General features: G+C 35.1%; 23 protein-coding genes. 5 read left to right on the top strand and 18 right to left on the bottom strand.

Annotated elements, in window-relative coordinates; translation table 11 throughout:
- Positions 1-86: 86 nt before the first annotated feature.
- The 13 genes from AC2A1G_RS15045 to atpB all read right to left on the bottom strand — a co-directional run bounded on the left by AC2A1G_RS15045 (position 87) and on the right by atpB (position 10359).
- Positions 87-404: a GxxExxY protein gene (locus tag AC2A1G_RS15045; protein WP_484047729.1), complete on the bottom strand. Its 318-nt coding sequence runs from the start codon at positions 402-404 to the stop codon at positions 87-89.
- A 59-nt stretch (positions 405-463) separates the two neighbouring features.
- On the bottom strand, positions 464-1627 hold the full coding sequence (locus tag AC2A1G_RS15040; RefSeq protein ID WP_484047728.1) for a methylmalonyl-CoA mutase family protein: 1164 nt from the start codon (positions 1625-1627) through the stop codon (positions 464-466).
- Between the two features lie 93 nt (positions 1628-1720).
- Positions 1721-2077, bottom strand: coding sequence for an FtsB family cell division protein (locus AC2A1G_RS15035; RefSeq protein ID WP_484047727.1), 357 nt, complete (start codon positions 2075-2077; stop codon positions 1721-1723).
- Positions 2078-2088: 11 nt separating this feature from the next.
- Complete coding sequence (gene udk / locus AC2A1G_RS15030) at positions 2089-2703, bottom strand: uridine kinase (protein WP_484047726.1); 615 nt, start codon at positions 2701-2703, stop codon at positions 2089-2091.
- A 163-nt stretch (positions 2704-2866) separates the two neighbouring features.
- Positions 2867-3172 carry an ATP-dependent Clp protease adaptor ClpS gene (locus tag AC2A1G_RS15025; RefSeq protein ID WP_484047725.1) on the bottom strand — a complete coding sequence of 102 codons (306 nt, stop codon included), beginning with the start codon at positions 3170-3172 and terminating at the stop codon, positions 2867-2869.
- Between the two features lie 11 nt (positions 3173-3183).
- Positions 3184-4548 (bottom strand): hemolysin family protein, encoded by a 1365-nt coding sequence (locus AC2A1G_RS15020; protein WP_484047724.1) that lies wholly within the window; start codon positions 4546-4548, stop codon positions 3184-3186.
- 247 nt (positions 4549-4795) lie between these two features.
- The gene (gene atpG / locus AC2A1G_RS15015) at positions 4796-5659 is read right to left on the bottom strand and encodes an ATP synthase F1 subunit gamma (RefSeq protein ID WP_262147876.1); all 864 of its coding nucleotides are present in this window, start codon (positions 5657-5659) and stop codon (positions 4796-4798) included.
- A 72-nt stretch (positions 5660-5731) separates the two neighbouring features.
- Positions 5732-7309, bottom strand: a complete 1578-nt coding sequence (atpA, locus tag AC2A1G_RS15010) for a F0F1 ATP synthase subunit alpha (RefSeq protein WP_484047723.1) — start codon at positions 7307-7309, stop codon at positions 5732-5734.
- Positions 7310-7342: 33 nt separating this feature from the next.
- Entirely contained in the window at positions 7343-7825 is a 483-nt protein-coding gene (locus AC2A1G_RS15005; RefSeq protein WP_484047722.1) for a hypothetical protein, read from the bottom strand.
- A gap of 16 nt (positions 7826-7841) precedes the next feature.
- Entirely contained in the window at positions 7842-8381 is a 540-nt protein-coding gene (gene atpH / locus AC2A1G_RS15000; RefSeq protein WP_484047721.1) for an ATP synthase F1 subunit delta, read from the bottom strand.
- 2 nt (positions 8382-8383) lie between these two features.
- Positions 8384-8878: a F0F1 ATP synthase subunit B gene (locus AC2A1G_RS14995; RefSeq protein ID WP_484047720.1), complete on the bottom strand. Its 495-nt coding sequence runs from the start codon at positions 8876-8878 to the stop codon at positions 8384-8386.
- Positions 8879-8976: 98 nt separating this feature from the next.
- A complete protein-coding gene (locus tag AC2A1G_RS14990) occupies positions 8977-9195 on the bottom strand; it encodes an ATP synthase F0 subunit C (RefSeq protein WP_007844726.1) in 219 nt (72 codons plus the stop codon).
- Positions 9196-9243: 48 nt separating this feature from the next.
- Positions 9244-10359, bottom strand: a complete 1116-nt coding sequence (atpB, locus tag AC2A1G_RS14985) for a F0F1 ATP synthase subunit A (RefSeq protein ID WP_484047719.1) — start codon at positions 10357-10359, stop codon at positions 9244-9246.
- 450 nt (positions 10360-10809) lie between these two features.
- Between atpB and ffh the strand changes: the two genes are divergently transcribed.
- The 5 genes from ffh to AC2A1G_RS14960 all read left to right on the top strand — a co-directional run bounded on the left by ffh (position 10810) and on the right by AC2A1G_RS14960 (position 14565).
- Positions 10810-12171 carry a signal recognition particle protein gene (gene ffh / locus AC2A1G_RS14980; protein WP_484047718.1) on the top strand — a complete coding sequence of 454 codons (1362 nt, stop codon included), beginning with the start codon at positions 10810-10812 and terminating at the stop codon, positions 12169-12171.
- Between the two features lie 44 nt (positions 12172-12215).
- Complete coding sequence (locus AC2A1G_RS14975) at positions 12216-12479, top strand: TM2 domain-containing protein (protein ID WP_484047717.1); 264 nt, start codon at positions 12216-12218, stop codon at positions 12477-12479.
- 169 nt (positions 12480-12648) lie between these two features.
- Positions 12649-13203 carry a hypothetical protein gene (locus tag AC2A1G_RS14970; protein WP_484047716.1) on the top strand — a complete coding sequence of 185 codons (555 nt, stop codon included), beginning with the start codon at positions 12649-12651 and terminating at the stop codon, positions 13201-13203.
- Between the two features lie 47 nt (positions 13204-13250).
- Positions 13251-14150 (top strand): hypothetical protein, encoded by a 900-nt coding sequence (locus AC2A1G_RS14965; RefSeq protein WP_484047715.1) that lies wholly within the window; start codon positions 13251-13253, stop codon positions 14148-14150.
- A gap of 22 nt (positions 14151-14172) precedes the next feature.
- Complete coding sequence (locus AC2A1G_RS14960; protein ID WP_484047714.1) at positions 14173-14565, top strand: MmcQ/YjbR family DNA-binding protein; 393 nt, start codon at positions 14173-14175, stop codon at positions 14563-14565.
- A gap of 151 nt (positions 14566-14716) precedes the next feature.
- Here the strand turns inward: AC2A1G_RS14960 and AC2A1G_RS14955 are convergent, their stop codons facing one another.
- The 5 genes from AC2A1G_RS14955 to AC2A1G_RS14935 form a co-directional block, all read right to left on the bottom strand.
- Positions 14717-15394 carry an outer membrane beta-barrel protein gene (locus AC2A1G_RS14955; protein ID WP_484047713.1) on the bottom strand — a complete coding sequence of 226 codons (678 nt, stop codon included), beginning with the start codon at positions 15392-15394 and terminating at the stop codon, positions 14717-14719.
- A gap of 210 nt (positions 15395-15604) precedes the next feature.
- A complete protein-coding gene (locus tag AC2A1G_RS14950; RefSeq protein WP_484047712.1) occupies positions 15605-16111 on the bottom strand; it encodes a hypothetical protein in 507 nt (168 codons plus the stop codon).
- 114 nt (positions 16112-16225) lie between these two features.
- Positions 16226-16903 (bottom strand): porin family protein, encoded by a 678-nt coding sequence (locus AC2A1G_RS14945; RefSeq protein WP_484047711.1) that lies wholly within the window; start codon positions 16901-16903, stop codon positions 16226-16228.
- Between the two features lie 177 nt (positions 16904-17080).
- Positions 17081-17752: a porin family protein gene (locus tag AC2A1G_RS14940; protein WP_484047710.1), complete on the bottom strand. Its 672-nt coding sequence runs from the start codon at positions 17750-17752 to the stop codon at positions 17081-17083.
- 86 nt (positions 17753-17838) lie between these two features.
- The gene (locus AC2A1G_RS14935) at positions 17839-18798 is read right to left on the bottom strand and encodes a PhoH family protein (RefSeq protein WP_056080585.1); all 960 of its coding nucleotides are present in this window, start codon (positions 18796-18798) and stop codon (positions 17839-17841) included.
- Between the last annotated feature and the right edge of the window lie 108 nt (positions 18799-18906).

The raw sequence follows: 18906 nt of genomic DNA, 5'->3' as shown, positions 1-18906 counted from the left end.
GCACGAATTTTCTATTTTTAAATATTTGCGGATTACAAAATAATTCTTTTGTAGTTTAATTTTGATTCGCCAAAATCAACAATTAGTCATAATTTATTTTCAGACACCTTTAAATAATTGATTGCCTGAGCGATATCTGCGTCTGCAATTTCTTTTTTGCCTTTTACCTCTAAAACAATTTTATCATCGATTACAAAATCAGCATAAAACCGATGAGGAAGAACAATTCCTTTGTATACTACCTCGTACTCCTTTTCTCTTTCGTAAAAAATTCCAGCTTTTCTGAATTCTATTTCTAAAGCATCTTTATAAACAATTTCAGAAAATCCATGTCCGAAAAAATTATGGACTTCCATGCAAATCCCAATTATCTTATATGACTCTTCTTTGTAAATAATATCCATACTTTATCTCTTCATCAATTTGAATCCAAAAAAATTCGTGCATTCGTGGCAGAACCTGATCACTCAAACATTTCAGCCCAACGAACTGCTTTTATTTCAGCTGGATTGTATAAGTCGGAAATTGATTTTTTTACGTCTAATTTCGGATATAAATTCACGCCAATGAGTTTTATTTTGCCTTCTTCAACCCACTTTTGCTCTTCTACAGCCTGATCATAGATTTTTTTCTGAATAATTCCTTGTTTTAAAGATTCCAAATATCCACCTGCTTCTTCAATTTCAAGGAAAAACTGCCAGGATTTCTCAGCGATTTGCTGAGTAATGTCTTCAACATAATAACTGCCGTTTGATGCATCTTCGAAGACATTGATAATGCTTTCGTAAGCTAAAACGATCTGTTGTTTAAATGAAATTTCTTCAGAATTTTCAGTACTGTTTCCAATCTGATAATTGTTGCTGTAAACGGCATCGGCACCCCCAATCATCGCAGATGCCAGCTCTAAAGTAGATCTAATCAAATTATTTTCACTGTCTGAAACCGATTTATTTCTCAACGAAGTTTCTGCAAAAATGTATGGAATTAAATTTAAATCAAATTCTTTTGAAAACTGATTGAAAACCAATTTGAAAGCACGGATTTTTGCCATTTCGAAGAAGTAATTTCCTCCGACAGCAATTTTAAATACCAGTTTATCTAAAATTTCTGCACCGTACATTTCGGTTAACTCTTTTGTTTTCGCCAAAGCAATCCCTAATTGCTGGTAGATTGATGCTCCGGCATTCTGATGAAGAGAAATATCTACCCCAATATTTCTTTTGAACTGTTTTGCCAAAAGTTCTTTTACGAGCTGATCATTAATTTCGGCTGTTTTCTCATCAAAAACATCAATCAATGAAAAATACTGATCTTCATCTGCCGGACTGATGTGCTCTGCCAAGTCTTTGTTATTGATAAAAATGGTTTTTTCAACCAGATTTTCAACATTCTCATCGAGCAGAAAAGCAAAAACATCTTCATCCAGACTTTCATGGTAATTAGCCACCAAGTGAGTGCTCTCCTCAATTTTTGGAAGATTTACCAAAGGTTTCTGAACATCTGTGTAAAAAGCTTTTACCTCAATTCCTTCTAAATTTTCTTTTCTTAAAACAGATTCAATATCATCAGTTTTAAGTTGTTTTTTAACTAGATTTTCCCAATTGGAGAAGGTTTCAGTATTTGACATAGGTATTGAGTAATGGGTAATTAGTAATAATTTTCGCAGAATTATTTTAAAATTGACGGCGAAGTCATTTGACTATTCACAATTCACAGTAAATCATTTTTTAGCCACATTGGAGCTGTCTGCAACGAGGATAAAGATCTCTTCGTTGGGTTTTTTCATAAAATAATTTTCGCGGGCATATTTTTCTTTCTCATCTTTATTATTCATCAGTTTTTTGTAGAATTTGTCATTCTTTTCGTACTCCGATTTATAATAGATGAGTTGCTCCTCGTATTTATCGATTTCCCCGTTGATTTCGTTAATTACGAGGAATGAAGTTTTATCAAAGAAAATCATCCAGACAAGGAAAAGACCGATGGTAAGAGTGTATTTATTCAACACATATTTCCTGATGAATTTTACGGCATCAGACTGTGGTTGTATTTCCTTAATCAGTTTGTTTTCTTTCATGAGAAGATTTTTTAATGTTTTTTAAGAGAGTTTTTAATTACTGTAGTTAAGAAATCAATGGCTACAGAATTCTGTCTCATATTTGGAATAATTAAATCCGCTTCATTTTTTGAGGGCTCTATAAACTCCTGATGCATAGGCTTCAAAGTGGTCTGATAACGGTGTAAAACCTCATTCAGATCTCTTCCTCTTTCCTGTGTATCTCTCTTAATTCTTCTGATTAATCTTTCGTCAGAATCTGCATGAACGAATACTTTTAAATCAAATTCTTTCAGTAATTCCTTGTTGGTTAAAACCAAAATCCCTTCTACAACCAAAACGTTTTTTGGTTCTACAGTCACGTGATCACCAGTTCTTCCGTGGGTTACGAAGCTGTAAATCGGCTGTTCGATTGCTTCATTATTTTTCAGAGCTTTTACGTGCTTTAACAGCAAGTCAAAGTCTATAGATTTCGGATGATCATAGTTTAAAGCTTCTCTTTCAGTAAGCGTAAGATTATGATTATCATTATAATAATTGTCCTGAGACAACATATTCATCCCATCAATATCAAGTTGCTGGATGATCTTGTCCACAACTGTAGTTTTGCCGGACCCTGTACCTCCCGCAATTCCTATTACAAGCATTTTTCTTTATAGTTTTCACAAAGATAGTATTTTTTTGAAAGCTGAAAGATGGAAGTGGAAGTTGTAAGTTTGATTTCGGAAAAATTTGAAATTTGAGGTTTGAGATTTGAAATCAACATCAAATACAAAAAACTCCGACACATTTGCCGGAGTTTCATTTATTTTAAACGATTTCGCTGGTTAAGCTTCTTGAAATCAGTTTTTCGTGCATGGGTTTCAAAAGATCCATTGAGCCGGTTTTTACCGTACATTTACCCTTGAAATGAACCAACATTGTGCATTGCTCTGCCTGTATCGGATCATGTTTGCAAATCTGAATCAGTGCTTCGATTACATCATCAAAAGTATGAATATCGTCGTTGTGCAGGATCAGTTTATACACTTCATCTGTTTCATCCAAAACCAATACTTCTTCTTCATACTGCCTTTTTGGATTTTCATAATCTTTTATGTTGTTATAAAAAATCATTTCTATACTGTTTAAACATCTAATTTATCTAAAATATCGTCGACAATATTGCTATTGCTGGGTTCATTGTATTCTAATTCTACCATTTCGACGCTCTTATTATTCATTTTTAAAATTTTAAAATGATAATTTTCCAAATCAAACTCCTGATTTTCCTCCGGAATATCTTCCAAAGCATGCAAAATAAATCCTGCCAAAGTATTGTACTCGCTTTCTTCAGAAAGTGGTAATTTTTTTGGTAAAGAATCATTAATTTCATCCAATGGCTGTGTAGCTTTTACCCAATAAGTATTTTCACCTACTTTATCGACCAGTTTTTCTTCATCATCCTCTTCATCCTGAATTTCGCCTACCAATTCTTCCAGAATATCTTCTAATGTAATTATTCCTTCCGTTCCACCAAATTCATCAATTACAATGGCTAAATGCTGCTTTTTCTGCTGAAAAATCTTCAGCAAATCTGAAATTTTCTTGCTTCCCACCACAAAAAACGAATCCCGCATCAATTCTCTTAAATCCTCATGACTTAAAACTCCTTTTCGCTTGACGAATTCTCTGATAATTTCTTTGGTATAAAGGATTCCGATGATATTGTCTATAGAATTTTCGTAAACAGGAATACGGGAATATCCGCTATCCATAATTTCGTTAATAATGGAATTGACTTCATCACTGAAATTAATTGAAGTAATATTCTGTCTCGGAACCATGATTTGTTTTGCAGAATGATCAGTAAAATCAAATGCATTTTTAATGATTTCGTAGTTTTCTTCTTCAATTTCACCGCTGTCGGCAGATTGTTTTACCAAAAGCTGAAGTTCTTCTGTAGAGTGAATTTCCTGTTCAGAAGCAGGATGAATTTTTATTAATCTTAAAAATCCGTTGGACATTAAGTTCATCAACCAGATAAATGGTTTGAAAACCGTATAAAAAACTCTCAACGGAACTGCAGTAGCCATCGTCGTCGCTTCTGATTTTCTTATTGCAATAGATTTCGGAATTAATTCTCCGAAAACAATATGCATCACCGTGATAATCAGGAAACTGATAACCACAGAAATGGTTGTCACAGTAGATTCAGCAAGATTAATATTTAAAGAGTGAAATAAGTTGTCTATCACGTGGTGCATTGCACTTTCTCCTACCCAACCTAGCGCAAGAGATGCTAAAGTGATACCAAGCTGTGTTGCAGAAAGATATTCGTCAAGATGCTTGATAATATGCTCTGCCTGCTTTGCCATTGAGTCTCCTTCAGCAGCTTTTAGTTGGATTTGAGAATAACGAACTTTAACAATTGAAAATTCTGCGGCTACGAAAAAGCCATTGAGTAATACAAGAAATAAGGCCAGCAAAAGCCTGACTATGTCCGAGTCCATTTAGAAATTATAATTTATCTTACAAAGATAGGTAAAATATGAATACGATTAAAAATGATTTTGGGATGCGGGGTGCTGTGTGCGGGATGTACGATTCGTATTATTTAACAGGATTTTTAAAAAAAAAGGTCGGCAACATTTAATATTCAAGACTCAAATTTCAATGCTCATTTCCCATCATCCATCTTCATTAATACAAAAAGCACCGGAAAAACCGATGCTTTTAAAATATTGTAAGGAAAACTTCTTATGAATTTTTCAAGGCTTCTGCACCTGAAACGATCTCTAAGATTTCGTTGGTGATGGCTGCCTGTCTTGCTTTGTTGTAGAAAATAACCAGGTCATTTTTCAACTCCTGTGCATTGTCAGTTGCTTTGTGCATTGCTGTCATTCTCGCTCCGTGCTCAGATGCTACAGAATCTAAAACCGCCTTGAACAATTGAGTTTTGATAGATTTAGGAATTAAATTATCTAAAATCTCAGCTCTGTTTGGTTCGAAGATGTAGTCTGTTTCTGCAGGAGCTTCTTCATTTTCCGGCATTGAGATAGGCAACAGTTGCTCAGTAGTTACTTCCTGAGTGGCAGCGTTTACAAATTTATTGTAGATCACATATACTTCGTCAAAAGTACCTTCTCTGAAGCTTTTCATCACACCTTCTGTAACGTTGGCAACAGCGTCAAAATTCAGGTTGTCGAAAACAGCACTGTCGTTGGAATATACTTTACGGCTTCTTCTTACGGCATCGAAAGCTTTTTTACCAATAGTAAGCACTTCGATTTCGTGGTGAGCATTATTCTGAAACTGAGTATTCAGTTCCTTTACAATAGATGAGTTGAAAGCACCTGCCAAACCTCTGTTTGAAGTAACAGCGATGTAAAGCACTTTTTTCACTTCTCTTTTTTGAGCGTAAACAGAAACCTGATCAGGATCAGAACTTGCATTTACATTCTGAATAATCTCCTGAAGTTTTTCAGAATACGGTCTCAGCATTACAATTGCGTCCTGTGCTTTCTTTAATTTCGCTGCCGAAACCATTTTCATTGCACGGGTAATCTGCATTGTAGATGAGATTGACGTAATTCTGCCTCGTATTTCTTTTAAGTTTGCCATTCTACGGATTCAAGATTTAATATTCCGAATTCAAAATTTACTCAACTTTGAATTCGGAATTTTGAATTGATTTTAGTTATATTTTGAAGCTAAATCATTAGCTGCCTGCTTAAGAACTGCAGTGATATCGTTATCGATTTTTCCGGCTTTCAAAGCAGCCATAGTTTCAGGATGCTTAGATCTTAGGAAAGCGATATATTCTACCTGGAATTCTTTCACTTTTTTGATAGGAACGTTTCTCATTAAGTTCTCAGTACCTGCGTAAATCATTGCAACCTGGCTATCAACAGGAAGTGGAGAGTTTACCGGCTGTTTCAACAATTCCACGTTTCTTTCTCCTTTAGAAATAACTGCTAAAGTAGATGCATCAAGGTCTGAACCGAATTTAGCAAACGCTTCCAATTCTTTATACTGAGCCTGGTCTAATTTAAGCGTACCAGAAACTTTTTTCATTGATTTGATCTGAGCGTTACCTCCTACTCTCGATACAGAGATACCTACGTTGATCGCAGGACGCACCCCTGAGTTGAATAAGTCAGACTCCAAGAAGATCTGTCCGTCAGTAATAGAGATTACGTTCGTTGGAATATATGCAGAAACGTCACCCGCCTGAGTTTCGATAATTGGAAGTGCAGTTAAAGATCCACCACCCTTTACGATTGGTCTTAGAGACTCAGGTAAATCATTCATCTGGCTAGCAATTGTATCATCAGCGATTACTTTTGCAGCTCTTTCCAATAATCTTGAGTGAAGATAGAAAACGTCTCCAGGATAAGCTTCACGGCCCGGTGGTCTTCTCAACAAAAGGGAAAGCTCACGGTAAGCAACAGCCTGTTTAGATAAATCATCATAAATGATCAATGCCGGTCTACCAGAATCTCTGAAGAATTCACCGATAGAAGCACCAGCCATTGCAGAATACACCTGCATAGGAACCGGATCTGAAGCGTTAGCTGCAACGATAACCGTGTAAGCCAAAGCACCTTTATCTGATAACGTTTTTACGATTTGAGCTACTGTAGAAGCTTTTTGCCCGATAGCAACATATATACAATATACAGGATTTCCTGCATCAAAAAATTCTCTCTGGTTGATGATGGTGTCAATAGCAACAGTAGTTTTACCTGTCTGTCTGTCACCAATGATCAACTCTCTCTGACCTCTTCCTACAGGGATCATAGAGTCGATTGCAACGATACCTGTCTGTAAAGGCTCGGTTACCGGTTGTCTGTAGATAACACCTGGAGCTTTTCTTTCCAAAGGCATTTCATACAATTCACCTGTGATAGGTCCTTTACCGTCGATAGGGTTACCAAGAGTATCAACTACTCTACCCAACATCCCTTCTCCTACTTTGATAGAAGAGATTCTGTTTGTTCTTCTTACAGTGTCTCCTTCTTTTACCAATTTACTTTCACCTAAAAGAGCAACACCTACGTTGTCTTCTTCTAAGTTAAGTACAATACCTTCTACATCGCTAGCAAATTTTACCAACTCTCCGTATTGTACATTTTCTAACCCGTAAACACGAGCGATACCATCACCGATGGTAAGAACTGTACCTACTTCCTCAACGTTAGATTGAGTATCGAAGTTGGCCAATTGCTGTTTTAAGATCGCAGATACTTCTGCTGGATTTATTTCTGCCATTGTATGGTTGTTTTTTCTTTTTTAAATAATTTTTTATCGTCCGATACTGATATTTACACCGTTTTTAGGTCTTGATTCCTGGATAATAACTGTCTTTGTTGAATTAATGCTTGATTTTGAAAAATCATTTCCATACTTCATTACAAAAACATCTAAATTTTCCAGATTCAAAGTTGAATCATCATTTATTATATTAGCCTTATAAATCATTTTTGATATATCCCATGGAGTATCTCTAATTTCGACTGTTTTATCTGTTCCAATGAATTTGATAATATAATAATTAGGAATTCCCTGTGAAAAAATTTGTCTACTATAATTTTGCTGAATATATTTCATGAAAACAAGTTCTTTCTTTGACTTATCAAACAATGAAACTGTTCCATAGCCATTTTCATTTTCATATAACAGCCACTCTTTATCATCAACTAAAACCTGTCCCTTTTTGAACTTCACTTTTTGTCCAAAAGCTAAACAAGAAATAATAAGCAACGAACTAAATAAAACCTTCTTCACTTTAAATTTGTGTAAATTAATTTAAATGAAAATCCTTCTTGATATTATTAAGTTTAGATTTCACAGAGGCATCTACCTGCTGATCTCCTACTCTTAAAATGTAACCTCCTAAAATTTCAGGTTTTACGATTACATTGATATCAAAGTTTGAGTTTGGTTTCACCAGGTTTGATGATTTCAAAATCTCATTCAGATTATCATTGGTAAGCTGAGTCGCTGTTGTAAGAGTAACTCTCTGTACCCCGTTGATATCTTCTACTTTATTGATAAATTCCTGAGCGATATTTTTCAACTGATTTTCTCTGCCGTGCTTGATCACCAAAGTAATTAAATTCTGGGAAACCGGCGATAAACCTTTAAATATTTCTTTTGCTACCTCTACTTTCTTTTTTGCATCGATGTAAGGTGTTTTGAAAAATTTGTTCAAATCTTCAGATTCAGACATCAGTTTCTTCACATCTTTCATTTCAGAAAATACAGTAGCTGTCTGCCCGGATTCGTTGGTGAACTCGAGCAATCCCTGTGCGTATCTTTTAGCTACTTTAGATGTAAGCATTCTTAGTTAAGGTTTGATTTGTTTAAATAATTCTGAACAAGCTCGTTTTGCGCTTCGCTGTTATCCAGTTTTTGTTTAAGGATAGATTCTGCGATGTTTACAGACAATGTACCGATTTGAGATTTGATATCTGCCATAGCAGCATTTTTCTCAGCAGTAATTGTTTGTTTAGCAGCTTCAATGATTTTATCACCTTCAGCTTTAGCAATATCTTTAGCTTCAGTAACAATTCTTTCTTTAATTTCTCTGGCTTCTTTCAAGATACCGTCTCTTTCGATTTTAGCCTCACGAAGAATTCTTTCGTTGTCAGATTTCAAATCTTCCATTTCTTTTTTAGCCAGTTTCGCCTGATTCAATGCATCAACAATAGAAGTTTCTCTGTCGTTTACTGCATTTACAATTGGTTTCCATGCAAATTTCCCAAGAAGAAATAATAGGATCACAAAAGTAAGCGTCATCCAAAACAAAAGGCCAATTCCAGGTTCTATAATTCCCATATCTGTAAGTTCTTTTTAAATGTTATTTTATGGATCATTTTAAAATTCTTAGCAGCTGCCAACCGCATTACTGCTAAGAATATTTTTTTGAGGATAGATTACTTGATGAAAGCACCAAAGATAATCGCGATAAGACCAGCTCCTTCGATAAGACCTGCAGCAATAAGCATTGCTCCTTGAATCTTACCAGCTTGCTCTGGCTGTCTAGCGATAGCATCCATAGCGTGACCACCAATTTTACCGATACCTAGACCTACGCCTAATACTGCTAAACCGATACCTACGTAAATTAATCCTGCTCCAGTTGATAAATCCATAATAAATAAATTATATTAGTTAAAATTATTTTTAAATTCTTTTTTTAATTAGTGAGCGTGCTCCTCATGGTGATGATCCTGAACTGCGATACCAATAAATAATGCTGATAATACAGTAAAGATATAAGCCTGTAGTGCTGCTACCAATAATTCAAGTACCGATACAAACAATGCCAATGGTACAGATGCAAATCCTAATAAAGGAGATTTGAAGATAAAGATCAAAGAGATAATCGCCAAAATCATAATGTGACCAGCCGTTACGTTGGCAAAAAGTCGCATCATCAATGCAAAAGGCTTTGTGAAAATCCCGATGATCTCGATAGGAACCATAATCGGGTATAATAATAAAGGTACTGGTGGCATGAAAATATGTTTCCAGTAATCTTTATTAGCACTGAACAATGTAATTAATAAAGTAATGATTGCCAATACTGCTGTGATCGCAATGTTTCCTGTAAGGTTAGCACCGAATGGAAAGAAAGGAATCAATCCGAAAAGGTTGTTGAACCAGATAAAGAAAAATGCAGTTAATAAATAAGGCATATATCTTTTATACTTCACAGATCCAATGTTTGGAATAGCCACTTCGTCTCTGATGAATACGATAACAGGTTCCAATAATCTTCCCGCTCCTTTCGGTAACTGAGATTTTTTATAGTTTCTTGCCATTCCGATGAAAATCACTAACATGAAAATCACAGAAATAAACATTGAAGCTGTATTTTTAGTAATTGAAAAATCAAAATAAGAATCTGCTGAAGACTGTTTTCCTGCGATCATTGCAAAAAGTTTCGCTTCCTGAATTCCTTTAGTAGAAACTACTTTCCCATGTTGTAAAGTATATCCGTCGTGCTCGTGACCGTGTGCGATATCACTTGAAAGAAAAGTGTGTAACCCTTCGCTATCCTTAATAATAATAGGAAGAGGAACAGAAACGTGATGCTCTACACCGTTATCATCTTTAGTAGTCCATAAATGCCATTCGTTTGAATCACCGATGTGCTCCATGATCATTTCTGTAGCATTGAAGCCTTTTTCGCCCTCTTTGTGCTCTACTTTTTCAGCAGATTTTTCACCTTCAGATTCGTGCTGTGCAGAAGCAAAACTACCGACAAGTACAAATAAAAATGCGAAAAATAATGAAGAAATCTTTCTGTTCATATCTCTTTTTTAATCGTGTGCAAATATATCGAATTTATTACAGTCTGCAAATATTAAAAATTGATTTTTATCATCAAAAAAATCACGATTTGTTAATCAGTTTTATCACGCCTAAATATATAATAAAAGATGATATTATAAAACATACCACAAGAAAGAGAAAATTTCCTCTCGTTTTCTCTATTAATAATAGCGAAACCACAAGCCACACCACATCTTTACTTATATTGACTACCAAAAACTTCATCCCCGCATCTTCTTTTCTGTACATATATTTTTTAAAAATCAGGTACACAGCAGAATTGAAAATCAGCATTAAAAGAATTACAACAAAACAATCAAAAAAATACATTTTGCAAAAATAAAATTATAATTGAAAAACAGCGACATAACGATGTTTTAAATTCTTAAAAAAAAGCTTATTTTTGCAAACCTTATATATTATTTTTTATGTTTAATAGTTTACAGGATAAATTAGATAAAGCACTGCACAACATTTCCGGAAGAGGAAAAATCACCGAGATCAACGTTGCAGAGACCGTAAAAGAAATCAGAAGAGCGTTGGTAGATGCCGACGTTAACTATAAAGTTGCCAAAGACCTTACCAAAAGAGTTCAGGACAAAGCGCTGGGACAAAACGTTCTTACATCGCTTACTCCGGGACAGCTGATGACCAAAATCGTTCACGACGAGTTGGTAGAATTGATGGGAGGTTCTCAGGAAGGCATTAATCTTTCAGGAAAACCATCTGTAATTCTTATCGCAGGTCTTCAGGGTTCAGGTAAAACCACTTTCTCAGGAAAGCTTGCCAATTATTTAAAAACAAAAAGAAGCAAAAAACCTTTATTGGTGGCATGTGACGTCTACCGTCCTGCTGCAATTGATCAGTTGAAAGTTTTGGGTGGACAAATCGGAGTTCCGGTTTTCACTGAAGAAGGTTCTGTAGATCCTGTTTTCATTGCTACCAATGCTATCAACTTTGCAAAATCAAACGGTCATGATATCGTAATTGTCGATACTGCAGGTCGTTTGGCGATTGATGAGCAGATGATGCAGGAAATAAAATCTGTACATTCTACCATCAAACCTAGCGAAACTCTTTTCGTAGTAGATTCAATGACTGGTCAGGATGCGGTGAATACGGCAAAAGCCTTCAACGACACTTTGAATTTTGACGGAGTAGTATTAACAAAATTAGACGGTGACACCCGTGGTGGAGCTGCTTTAACGATTCGTTCGGTTGTAGAAAAGCCAATCAAATTCATCTCTACCGGAGAAAAAATGGAAGCTTTAGACCTTTTCTACCCAGAAAGGATGGCAGACAGAATCTTGGGAATGGGAGACGTTGTTTCCTTAGTAGAAAGAGCTCAGGAGCAGTTTGACGAAGAAGAAGCAAAAAAACTTCACAAAAAAATTGCTAAAAATGAGTTTGGTTTTGATGACTTTTTAAAGCAAATCAACCAGATCAAAAAAATGGGTAACATGAAAGACTTGATGGGAATGATCCCGGGAGTTGGAAAAGCCATTAAAGATGTTGAAATCAGCGACGATGCTTTCAAACATATTGAAGCGATCATTCATTCTATGACTCCGGATGAGAGAAGAAGACCTTCTATTATCAATACTCAGAGAAAAAACAGAATTGCCAAAGGTGCAGGCAGAAAAATTGAAGACGTGAACGCTTTGATGAAACAGTTTGACCAAATGGGAAAAATGATGAAGATGATGCAGGGACCACAGGGAAAACAAATGATGCAGATGATGAGCAAAATGCCAAACATGCCTGGAATGGGCGGAATGTTTGGAAAATAAAGCACCCACAAAAAATCACAAACTTTTAAAAAAAATATTAAATTATGGAAACACAGGGAAATTACAACCAGCCTTACAAGTCTGAAAAGAAATTAGTTGCAGGTCTCTTAGGAATTTTACTAGGTACTTTTGCAATACACAAATTTTATTTAGGATATACTAAAGCCGGAGTAATTCAGCTTATTTTAGGTCTCGTTAGTTGCGGGATTTTTGGAGTTGTAGGATTTATTGAAGGAATTCTTTACCTGACAAAATCTGACGAAGAATTTGACATGACCTATGTCAAAAATCAGAAAGAATGGTTCTAAATTTTTAGATTAATCATACAAACTCTCAGATTTTCTGAGAGTTTTTTTTGATACTATACTGAAAGTAACTGAAGATAATTTCTGTTGTTTTGGAATTCTTTATTATATTTAATGAATTAGGAACGCTTAGAGACGAATTTTGAGTATGATGCTTTCAAAACCGAATATTATGAAGACAAATAAATATTTAAAGGGCTGTTTGATTATTTTCGGAATTATATTTTTCGTTTTTGCCTCTTTAGCGGCTTGGTTTTGGTGGTCGATGGAAACAAATCATACGAGAGCGGCAGAAGATGAAATTAAATATTCAAAAGAATGTGATACCATAAAAGTAATTACAGAAAAACCATCTATTATGTTGGGTAAGTTCCACAAATCGGAAATTGATGTACTGAAATATTATATTATTAGGGATAATAAAGTTTTTAAAGATACCGTGGTACATTATAAAATTACTTTAGAAGACCATTATTTGTCGACAGAAATTCCATTTAATAATTTTCTTAAAACTGATACAATCATCGTTGAAACAAAAGAAAATTGTAAGCGGTTCTACACTATTTCAGGATTTCACCATTATGCTTATTTACATTACGGAATGTTTGGATACGTTGGTAGTCACGATTGCAGATTAGCTGAAAATTATATTATAAACGGAAAAAACAGTAATGGAACATTATTAAAAGCTGATGGATTGAAAGAAAACAATATTGTAAGAAAATAAAATACATTTGCTTTCAGAACGTTACCATTAAATACAAAAAAAGCAAAATGAAAAAACTGATTTTACTTCTGATAATTCTCACATTTAATTTTTCTGCAAAAGCCGAATGTAGTTTTTCAGGTATTAATATATGGCCGAATCAACAAAACATTGCACCAAATTCAATATTTGTGGTAGAAGGTTATGCTCAGTCTCAGGAATTAATCTTACAGCTTAACAAAAAAAATAGAATTTATTTGACTAGCAACGCAGAAAGGATTCCATTAAGAGTTTTGAGGATTTTAAAAGGTCAGCATGGTCTTACACAGGCAATTTTGCAACCGGAAAGAGAGCTTCAGACAGGAAAAACATACGAACTTCAGATAGACGGTTTGGATGAATATGAGAAACAAGACTATAAAATTAGAAAATGGACAGTCAGTTCAAAAAAAGACGCCGAAAAACCTATCTGGGACTGCTTACCAACTTACAACAGCCGAAGTTACACATCATATGGATGTGGCCCGGCAAAGTACGTGAACTTTTGTGGAATATTTAAGGACAGCTCACCTACTCTGGTTTATGCCAAAGTTTTTAACAAAAAAAGCAAAATATATTCTGACTATTTTATATTCAGTGAGCAACAAAAAATTTCTTTAGGACACGGTATGTGCAGCGGAGAATTTTCGTTTGATGAAGACACGGATTATGAAGTTCAGTTTGGTTTGATGGATGCAAGCGGGAATGAAAATTTAAAATTGACAGAGCCTGTTGAGTTTAAAAGTCCCACACAAAAAGATGAATCTGAAAATGAGTTTGAGTGCAATTGTATAAAACATTCAGCAGTCAGCACAGCAAAAAATGACACATCAAACTTATTGATATACTCAATATTAGGAGGAATATTCGTTGCTATTGGAATATCAATCTACCTAAAACGGAAAACGTCCGTAGTTAAAAAACAGTAATAGAATCAGGATTGAGTTACAGATGAAAACAAAAGTACAACACTTTAACTACAGCGACTTTGAGGTGGTGAAAAATATCGCACTCACGTTTCCCGGTGCGGAAGAAAGCGTTTCGCATGAAGAAACACCTTCGGTAAAAGTTCGTGGAAAGCTGATGTGCAGACTTCACGACAGTGGAGAATTTATCCCTATACGACTCGATTTTGAGCTCAGAGAACAATATTTGGAAGCTTATCCTGAAATTTTTCATGTACCGGACCACTTTAAAAACTACCCTTACATTTGTATGTGGATTAATAATCAAAAATTAATCGCTGAAGTTCTGGAACTGAGCTGGAAAGGCCTTGCGACAAAAAGACAGATTAAAGAATACGAAGAAAGCAAGCTGAAAAACGATTCGTCAGATCAGGAATAAAACTTCTGAAACTATTATTTAAAACAAATTTTCAGTTGATAAACTTTTATTTAAGGTTTGAAAGAACCTTTTTAAGCAAAATTTTATGAATCACCATGAAAAAATCCTGAGAAAAAGTCTCAGGATTTATAATTTATAAAAGGTTTGCTAATTAGTTAGCTTTACCGAATACATATTTAACACCGATTGTTACAGCAGTTAAATCAAGACCGAAGTTATAGTTGTTTGTAGCAACACCACCTTTTGGTTTGAAGTTGTTGTAACCAAATTCACCGATTGTAGCTTCGATAGTCCAGTTTTTGTTTAAGAAATAATCTAAACCTGGTTTTACAGTTACACCTACAGCAGTAGCTTTAGCTTCAGAAGAAGAAGATACTGTAGTTACAGTGCTTCCTGAAGTAGTAACAGAAGTAGTTTCGTTTTCAGCTTTTCCGAAAGCCATAGGCACTGCCAATTGACCGAAGAAATATAATTTGTCAGATAAAGTCCAGTATTTTCTTGCGAAAGGCTCGATTACAAAAGCAGGAGTTTTTTGCTCGTTAGTAGTAACGTTTGTAGCAGTTCCAAGAGGTGTAGTAGTGATTGAAGTCGTTTTAGAAGTAGCAAAACCAACACCTAAACCTACTGCGAAGTTATCTGCAACAAAGAATCCAGCAGTTGGAAGGATGTTGAAATCTTCTACTTTGTTGTTTCCACTGTTAGTTTCAGTTTGAGAATAACCTACTGAACCTGTTAAATATACAGTTCCTTTAGCGATTGGAGCAGGAGTTGTTTGAGCATTTCCTAATCCGAAAAGTGCAACAGCACTAGCAACTAATAATTTTTTCATTTTGAATAATTTTATACTTTCTTGGTGCAAATGTATAGTGACAATTTCCAATATTAAAATTTGTTCACATGATTGATGTCACCCGTTAATATTGAGTTTTTATAACAAAAAATCGCACTGCAATGAGATAAATCAATAATCGGCAAGCATATCAAAAAAAAATTCCGATTTTGCAACCGGAAAAAAAATATTGTTGATATTTCATCAATTTTACTTTAGAAAGAAATTTACACCAAGATTGATGGCTCCGAAATTAGAATCGATTCTTCTGTCTCTTCTTTCCCAATCTCCCCTCTCACTGCCAATATTCTGGTATCCTAAATACAGTTCTGCTTTAGGCAACTGAAAACCTACTTTTGGATAAACATAGATTCCGCTGTCGATACCATCTTTAGTAGAAATTGCTCCACCCAAATCTAATCCCACAAAAAGCGGAAGTCCGTTAAATCTGTATTTTCCCGAAGCCGCCAAGGGAATAAATCCGAAATCATCCCATCTGTCTTTCCCAAAAAAATGAGAATATCCGGAAGCAATACCTACATCCAGACCCTTTGTAATATTCCACATGTAAGACGCATCGACACCCAAAGTAAAAGCTGCAACTTCTGAAGCATCACCCACCGGAGCACCGATGTGACCTCCTAATTTAAAACCTGTCTGAGCATTTGCCAAATTTCCAAACAAGGCAAACGCACCTAATAATACTAACTTTTTCATTTCTCTTTAGTTTAAATTATTTTATAGTGCCTACCACACTGCAAAGACGATGCCGCACAAAAAAAGCAGAGCACAAAAATGCTCTGCTTTAACTTTATTTAAATTGAATCTATTTTAGTTTCCTCCAAATTTGAAACCAATACCTACTTGAACGAAACTGTTTTTCACACTTTCTCCATCAGCAGGATTTTTCACTAAATTAGATACTCCAAGGTTGTATCTTGCATCAAAAAACAATCCGTTTTCCAAAGTAAACTCAGCTCCGATGAAAGGTGCCAGATTTAAAGTTTTCACTTGATCTTTAATATCCTGCACTCCATTTTGAGTCATTGAGGTATCCATCCCTGTACCACTTGTAGAGCCAGAAACTGAATATTCTCCTTCAGCAGTTGTAATAATTCCGAAATTCATCCCGGCAGCAATAGCAAAATTTTCAGACGGGAAAAATTTAACACCTACTGGCACCTGCACGCTTCCAAATTTGTAATCTACTTTTGCACTTGCATTTACAGATACTCCGTTTGCGCTTCCGCTTGCAGTCTGCTCTTCTTTACCCCCTATTGGCGAATACAAAACCTCTCCCATGATACCAAACTGATCATTGAATTTATATTCTACAAAACCTCCGGCATAGAATGTAGATTTGTTGGCATTAAATGTTGCCCCATCTCCATCTTTTGCTTTCAACATAGAGTAAGAATATCCTGCTTTTGGTCCAAATTTTACCGACTGTGCAGTTGCAGCTGTAGTTCCCAGGATCGCAAATGATGCGATAATTAATAGTTTTTTCATTTTTGTATAGTTAAATAATTACGGCTCAAATATATCACAATTTAAAGAACTGCCAAATGATTTGAATTATTTACAATCTGATTTATATCACGTCTGATTTGAGTAATTATAAATCGTATCTAATCAAAAAAGAATCGCCATGAAGACGATTCTTTTTAATATTATTTATTCTAAATCTTAGTTTCCTCCAAATTTAAAACCTATACCAACTTGAGCAAAACTGTTTGTAACTTTACCCCCACTTCCGTCGTTGGAAAGATTTGAAACACCCAAACTGTATCTTGCATCAAAGAATAATCCGTTTTCCAGCATATATTCTACACCTACGAAAGGAGCAATATTTAAAGATTTAATATCATCTTTGATATCTATTTCACCATTACCATTTTCATCTTGTATTTCTATATCAGCGAAGTCTGAACCGATTACGGTCTTTTGTTTTGCAGAGAGAATAACACCAAAGTTTGCTCCTGCAGCTACAGAAAAGCCTTCAGTAATAAAATATTTCGCAGAAACCGGAAACAATAATGTTCCAAAATCTACTTTTGTCTGTTCTCCTACAAATACTACCCCAGCATTAATACCATCAATTTTTTCCTTCGCTCCGAGTGGAGAATATAAAGCTTCAGCCTGAAAACCAAACTTATCACTGATTTTGTATTCTGCCATTCCACCAATGTAGAAAGTATATTTCGGACTCATTTTTCTAGCTCCTAAATCGTCTTGCTTTTCGTCAATCTTTAATGTTGACATTGCAAATCCAGCTTTTGGTCCAAATCTGAACTCCTGTGCGTTTAACTTTGTAGTTCCCAGCAACCCTACGGCTGCAATAAGTAATAGTTTTTTCATCTTTTAATAAATTTTTAACAAATTTTAAGACTTCAAATATATCACAATTTCAAGAACTGCCAAATGTTTTTAATTATTTTTCAAAATTATTGTTCACTCTGCTTTTTGTCTTCCTCGTTGTAAGCCAGAATGATTTTTTTCACAACCGGATGTCTTACCACATCTTCTTCTGTAAGATGCACAAAACCAATCTCTTTCACATCTTTAAGAATTCTCATCGCTTCACGTAGACCGGACTGTTGTTTTGGCGGTAAATCGACCTGACTGGGATCGCCCGTGATGATAAACTTGGCATTCATCCCCATTCTGGTGAGAAACATTTTCATTTGGGAACGCGTTGTGTTCTGAGCTTCATCCAGAATCACGAAGGCATCATCCAAAGTCCTTCCTCTCATAAATGCCAGCGGCGCAACTTCAATAACTCTCTTTTCCATGAAACCTTCCAGCTTCTCATGCGGAATCATATCACGTAAGGCGTCATAAAGTGGCTGCATGTAAGGATCGAGCTTTTCTTTAAGGTCACCAGGCAAAAATCCAAGGCTTTCACCAGCTTCTACAGCAGGTCTTGTCAAAATAATTCTTTTAACTTCTTTATTTCTTAACGCTCTAGCAGCTAAAGCAACACTTGTATACGTTTTACCGGTTCCGGCAGGTCCGATGGCGAAGACCATATCTTTTTTATCGGTTTCCTTTACCAGTTTTTTTAGATTGGTGGTTTTAGCTTTAATGATTTTTCCATTAACGCCTTTTACGATAATATCCTGATCGAAAACCAATTGTTTTTCGTTTTCGTCTTTCAGATTAAGAATACTTTCAAGATCTTTAAGACCGATAGAATTATTATTGGAAATAAATTTGACGATATCGTCCAGTTTTTGTTTAAATATATCTAAAGCTTCCTGATTTCCCATAGCAAAAACAGAGTGGTCTCTGCCGGTAATTTTAAGAGTAGGAAAACTTGATTTTATTAAATTGAAATATTGGTTATTCACCCCATAGAAGATTTTCACATCGACATCTTCCAGATCATAGGTCAGTTCAAACATGCAAATAGTTTATTTTATATTTTTTAAAGTTAAATTATTTTTTCTAAAATTATCCAAATACTTTTCCACAATTTGGGCATCTGTTTTTTAATTTTTAAATATCTTTGC

The sequence above is a fragment of the Chryseobacterium sp. HNCC26DJ240 genome (assembly GCF_057180485.1).
This window is presented reverse-complemented; position numbering and strand designations above follow the sequence as displayed.

Bases quoted from the DNA above. Each gene is read 5' to 3' on its own strand.
- AC2A1G_RS15045 (WP_484047729.1), bottom strand. From the start codon at position 404: ATGGATATTATTTACAAAGAAGAGTCATATAAGATAATTGGGATTTGC.
- AC2A1G_RS15025 (WP_484047725.1), bottom strand. From the start codon at position 3,172: ATGATTTTTTATAACAACATAAAAGATTATGAAAATCCAAAAAGGCAG.
- atpA (WP_484047723.1), bottom strand. From the start codon at position 7,309: ATGGCAGAAATAAATCCAGCAGAAGTATCTGCGATCTTAAAACAGCAA.
- AC2A1G_RS14945 (WP_484047711.1), bottom strand. From the start codon at position 16,903: ATGAAAAAACTATTAATTATCGCATCATTTGCGATCCTGGGAACTACA.
- AC2A1G_RS14935 (WP_056080585.1), bottom strand. From the start codon at position 18,798: ATGTTTGAACTGACCTATGATCTGGAAGATGTCGATGTGAAAATCTTC.
- AC2A1G_RS14970 (WP_484047716.1), top strand. From the start codon at position 12,649: ATGAAGACAAATAAATATTTAAAGGGCTGTTTGATTATTTTCGGAATT.
- ffh (WP_484047718.1), top strand. From the start codon at position 10,810: ATGTTTAATAGTTTACAGGATAAATTAGATAAAGCACTGCACAACATT.
- atpH (WP_484047721.1), bottom strand. From the start codon at position 8,381: ATGCTTACATCTAAAGTAGCTAAAAGATACGCACAGGGATTGCTCGAG.
- AC2A1G_RS15020 (WP_484047724.1), bottom strand. From the start codon at position 4,548: ATGGACTCGGACATAGTCAGGCTTTTGCTGGCCTTATTTCTTGTATTA.
- AC2A1G_RS14995 (WP_484047720.1), bottom strand. From the start codon at position 8,878: ATGGGAATTATAGAACCTGGAATTGGCCTTTTGTTTTGGATGACGCTT.
- atpG (WP_262147876.1), bottom strand. From the start codon at position 5,659: ATGGCAAACTTAAAAGAAATACGAGGCAGAATTACGTCAATCTCATCT.
- atpB (WP_484047719.1), bottom strand. From the start codon at position 10,359: ATGAACAGAAAGATTTCTTCATTATTTTTCGCATTTTTATTTGTACTT.
- AC2A1G_RS14975 (WP_484047717.1), top strand. From the start codon at position 12,216: ATGGAAACACAGGGAAATTACAACCAGCCTTACAAGTCTGAAAAGAAA.
- AC2A1G_RS14960 (WP_484047714.1), top strand. From the start codon at position 14,173: ATGAAAACAAAAGTACAACACTTTAACTACAGCGACTTTGAGGTGGTG.
- AC2A1G_RS14990 (WP_007844726.1), bottom strand. From the start codon at position 9,195: ATGGATTTATCAACTGGAGCAGGATTAATTTACGTAGGTATCGGTTTA.
- udk (WP_484047726.1), bottom strand. From the start codon at position 2,703: ATGCTTGTAATAGGAATTGCGGGAGGTACAGGGTCCGGCAAAACTACA.
- AC2A1G_RS14940 (WP_484047710.1), bottom strand. From the start codon at position 17,752: ATGAAAAAACTATTACTTATTGCAGCCGTAGGGTTGCTGGGAACTACA.
- AC2A1G_RS15040 (WP_484047728.1), bottom strand. From the start codon at position 1,627: ATGTCAAATACTGAAACCTTCTCCAATTGGGAAAATCTAGTTAAAAAA.
- AC2A1G_RS14955 (WP_484047713.1), bottom strand. From the start codon at position 15,394: ATGAAAAAATTATTAGTTGCTAGTGCTGTTGCACTTTTCGGATTAGGA.
- AC2A1G_RS14965 (WP_484047715.1), top strand. From the start codon at position 13,251: ATGAAAAAACTGATTTTACTTCTGATAATTCTCACATTTAATTTTTCT.
- AC2A1G_RS15035 (WP_484047727.1), bottom strand. From the start codon at position 2,077: ATGAAAGAAAACAAACTGATTAAGGAAATACAACCACAGTCTGATGCC.
- AC2A1G_RS14950 (WP_484047712.1), bottom strand. From the start codon at position 16,111: ATGAAAAAGTTAGTATTATTAGGTGCGTTTGCCTTGTTTGGAAATTTG.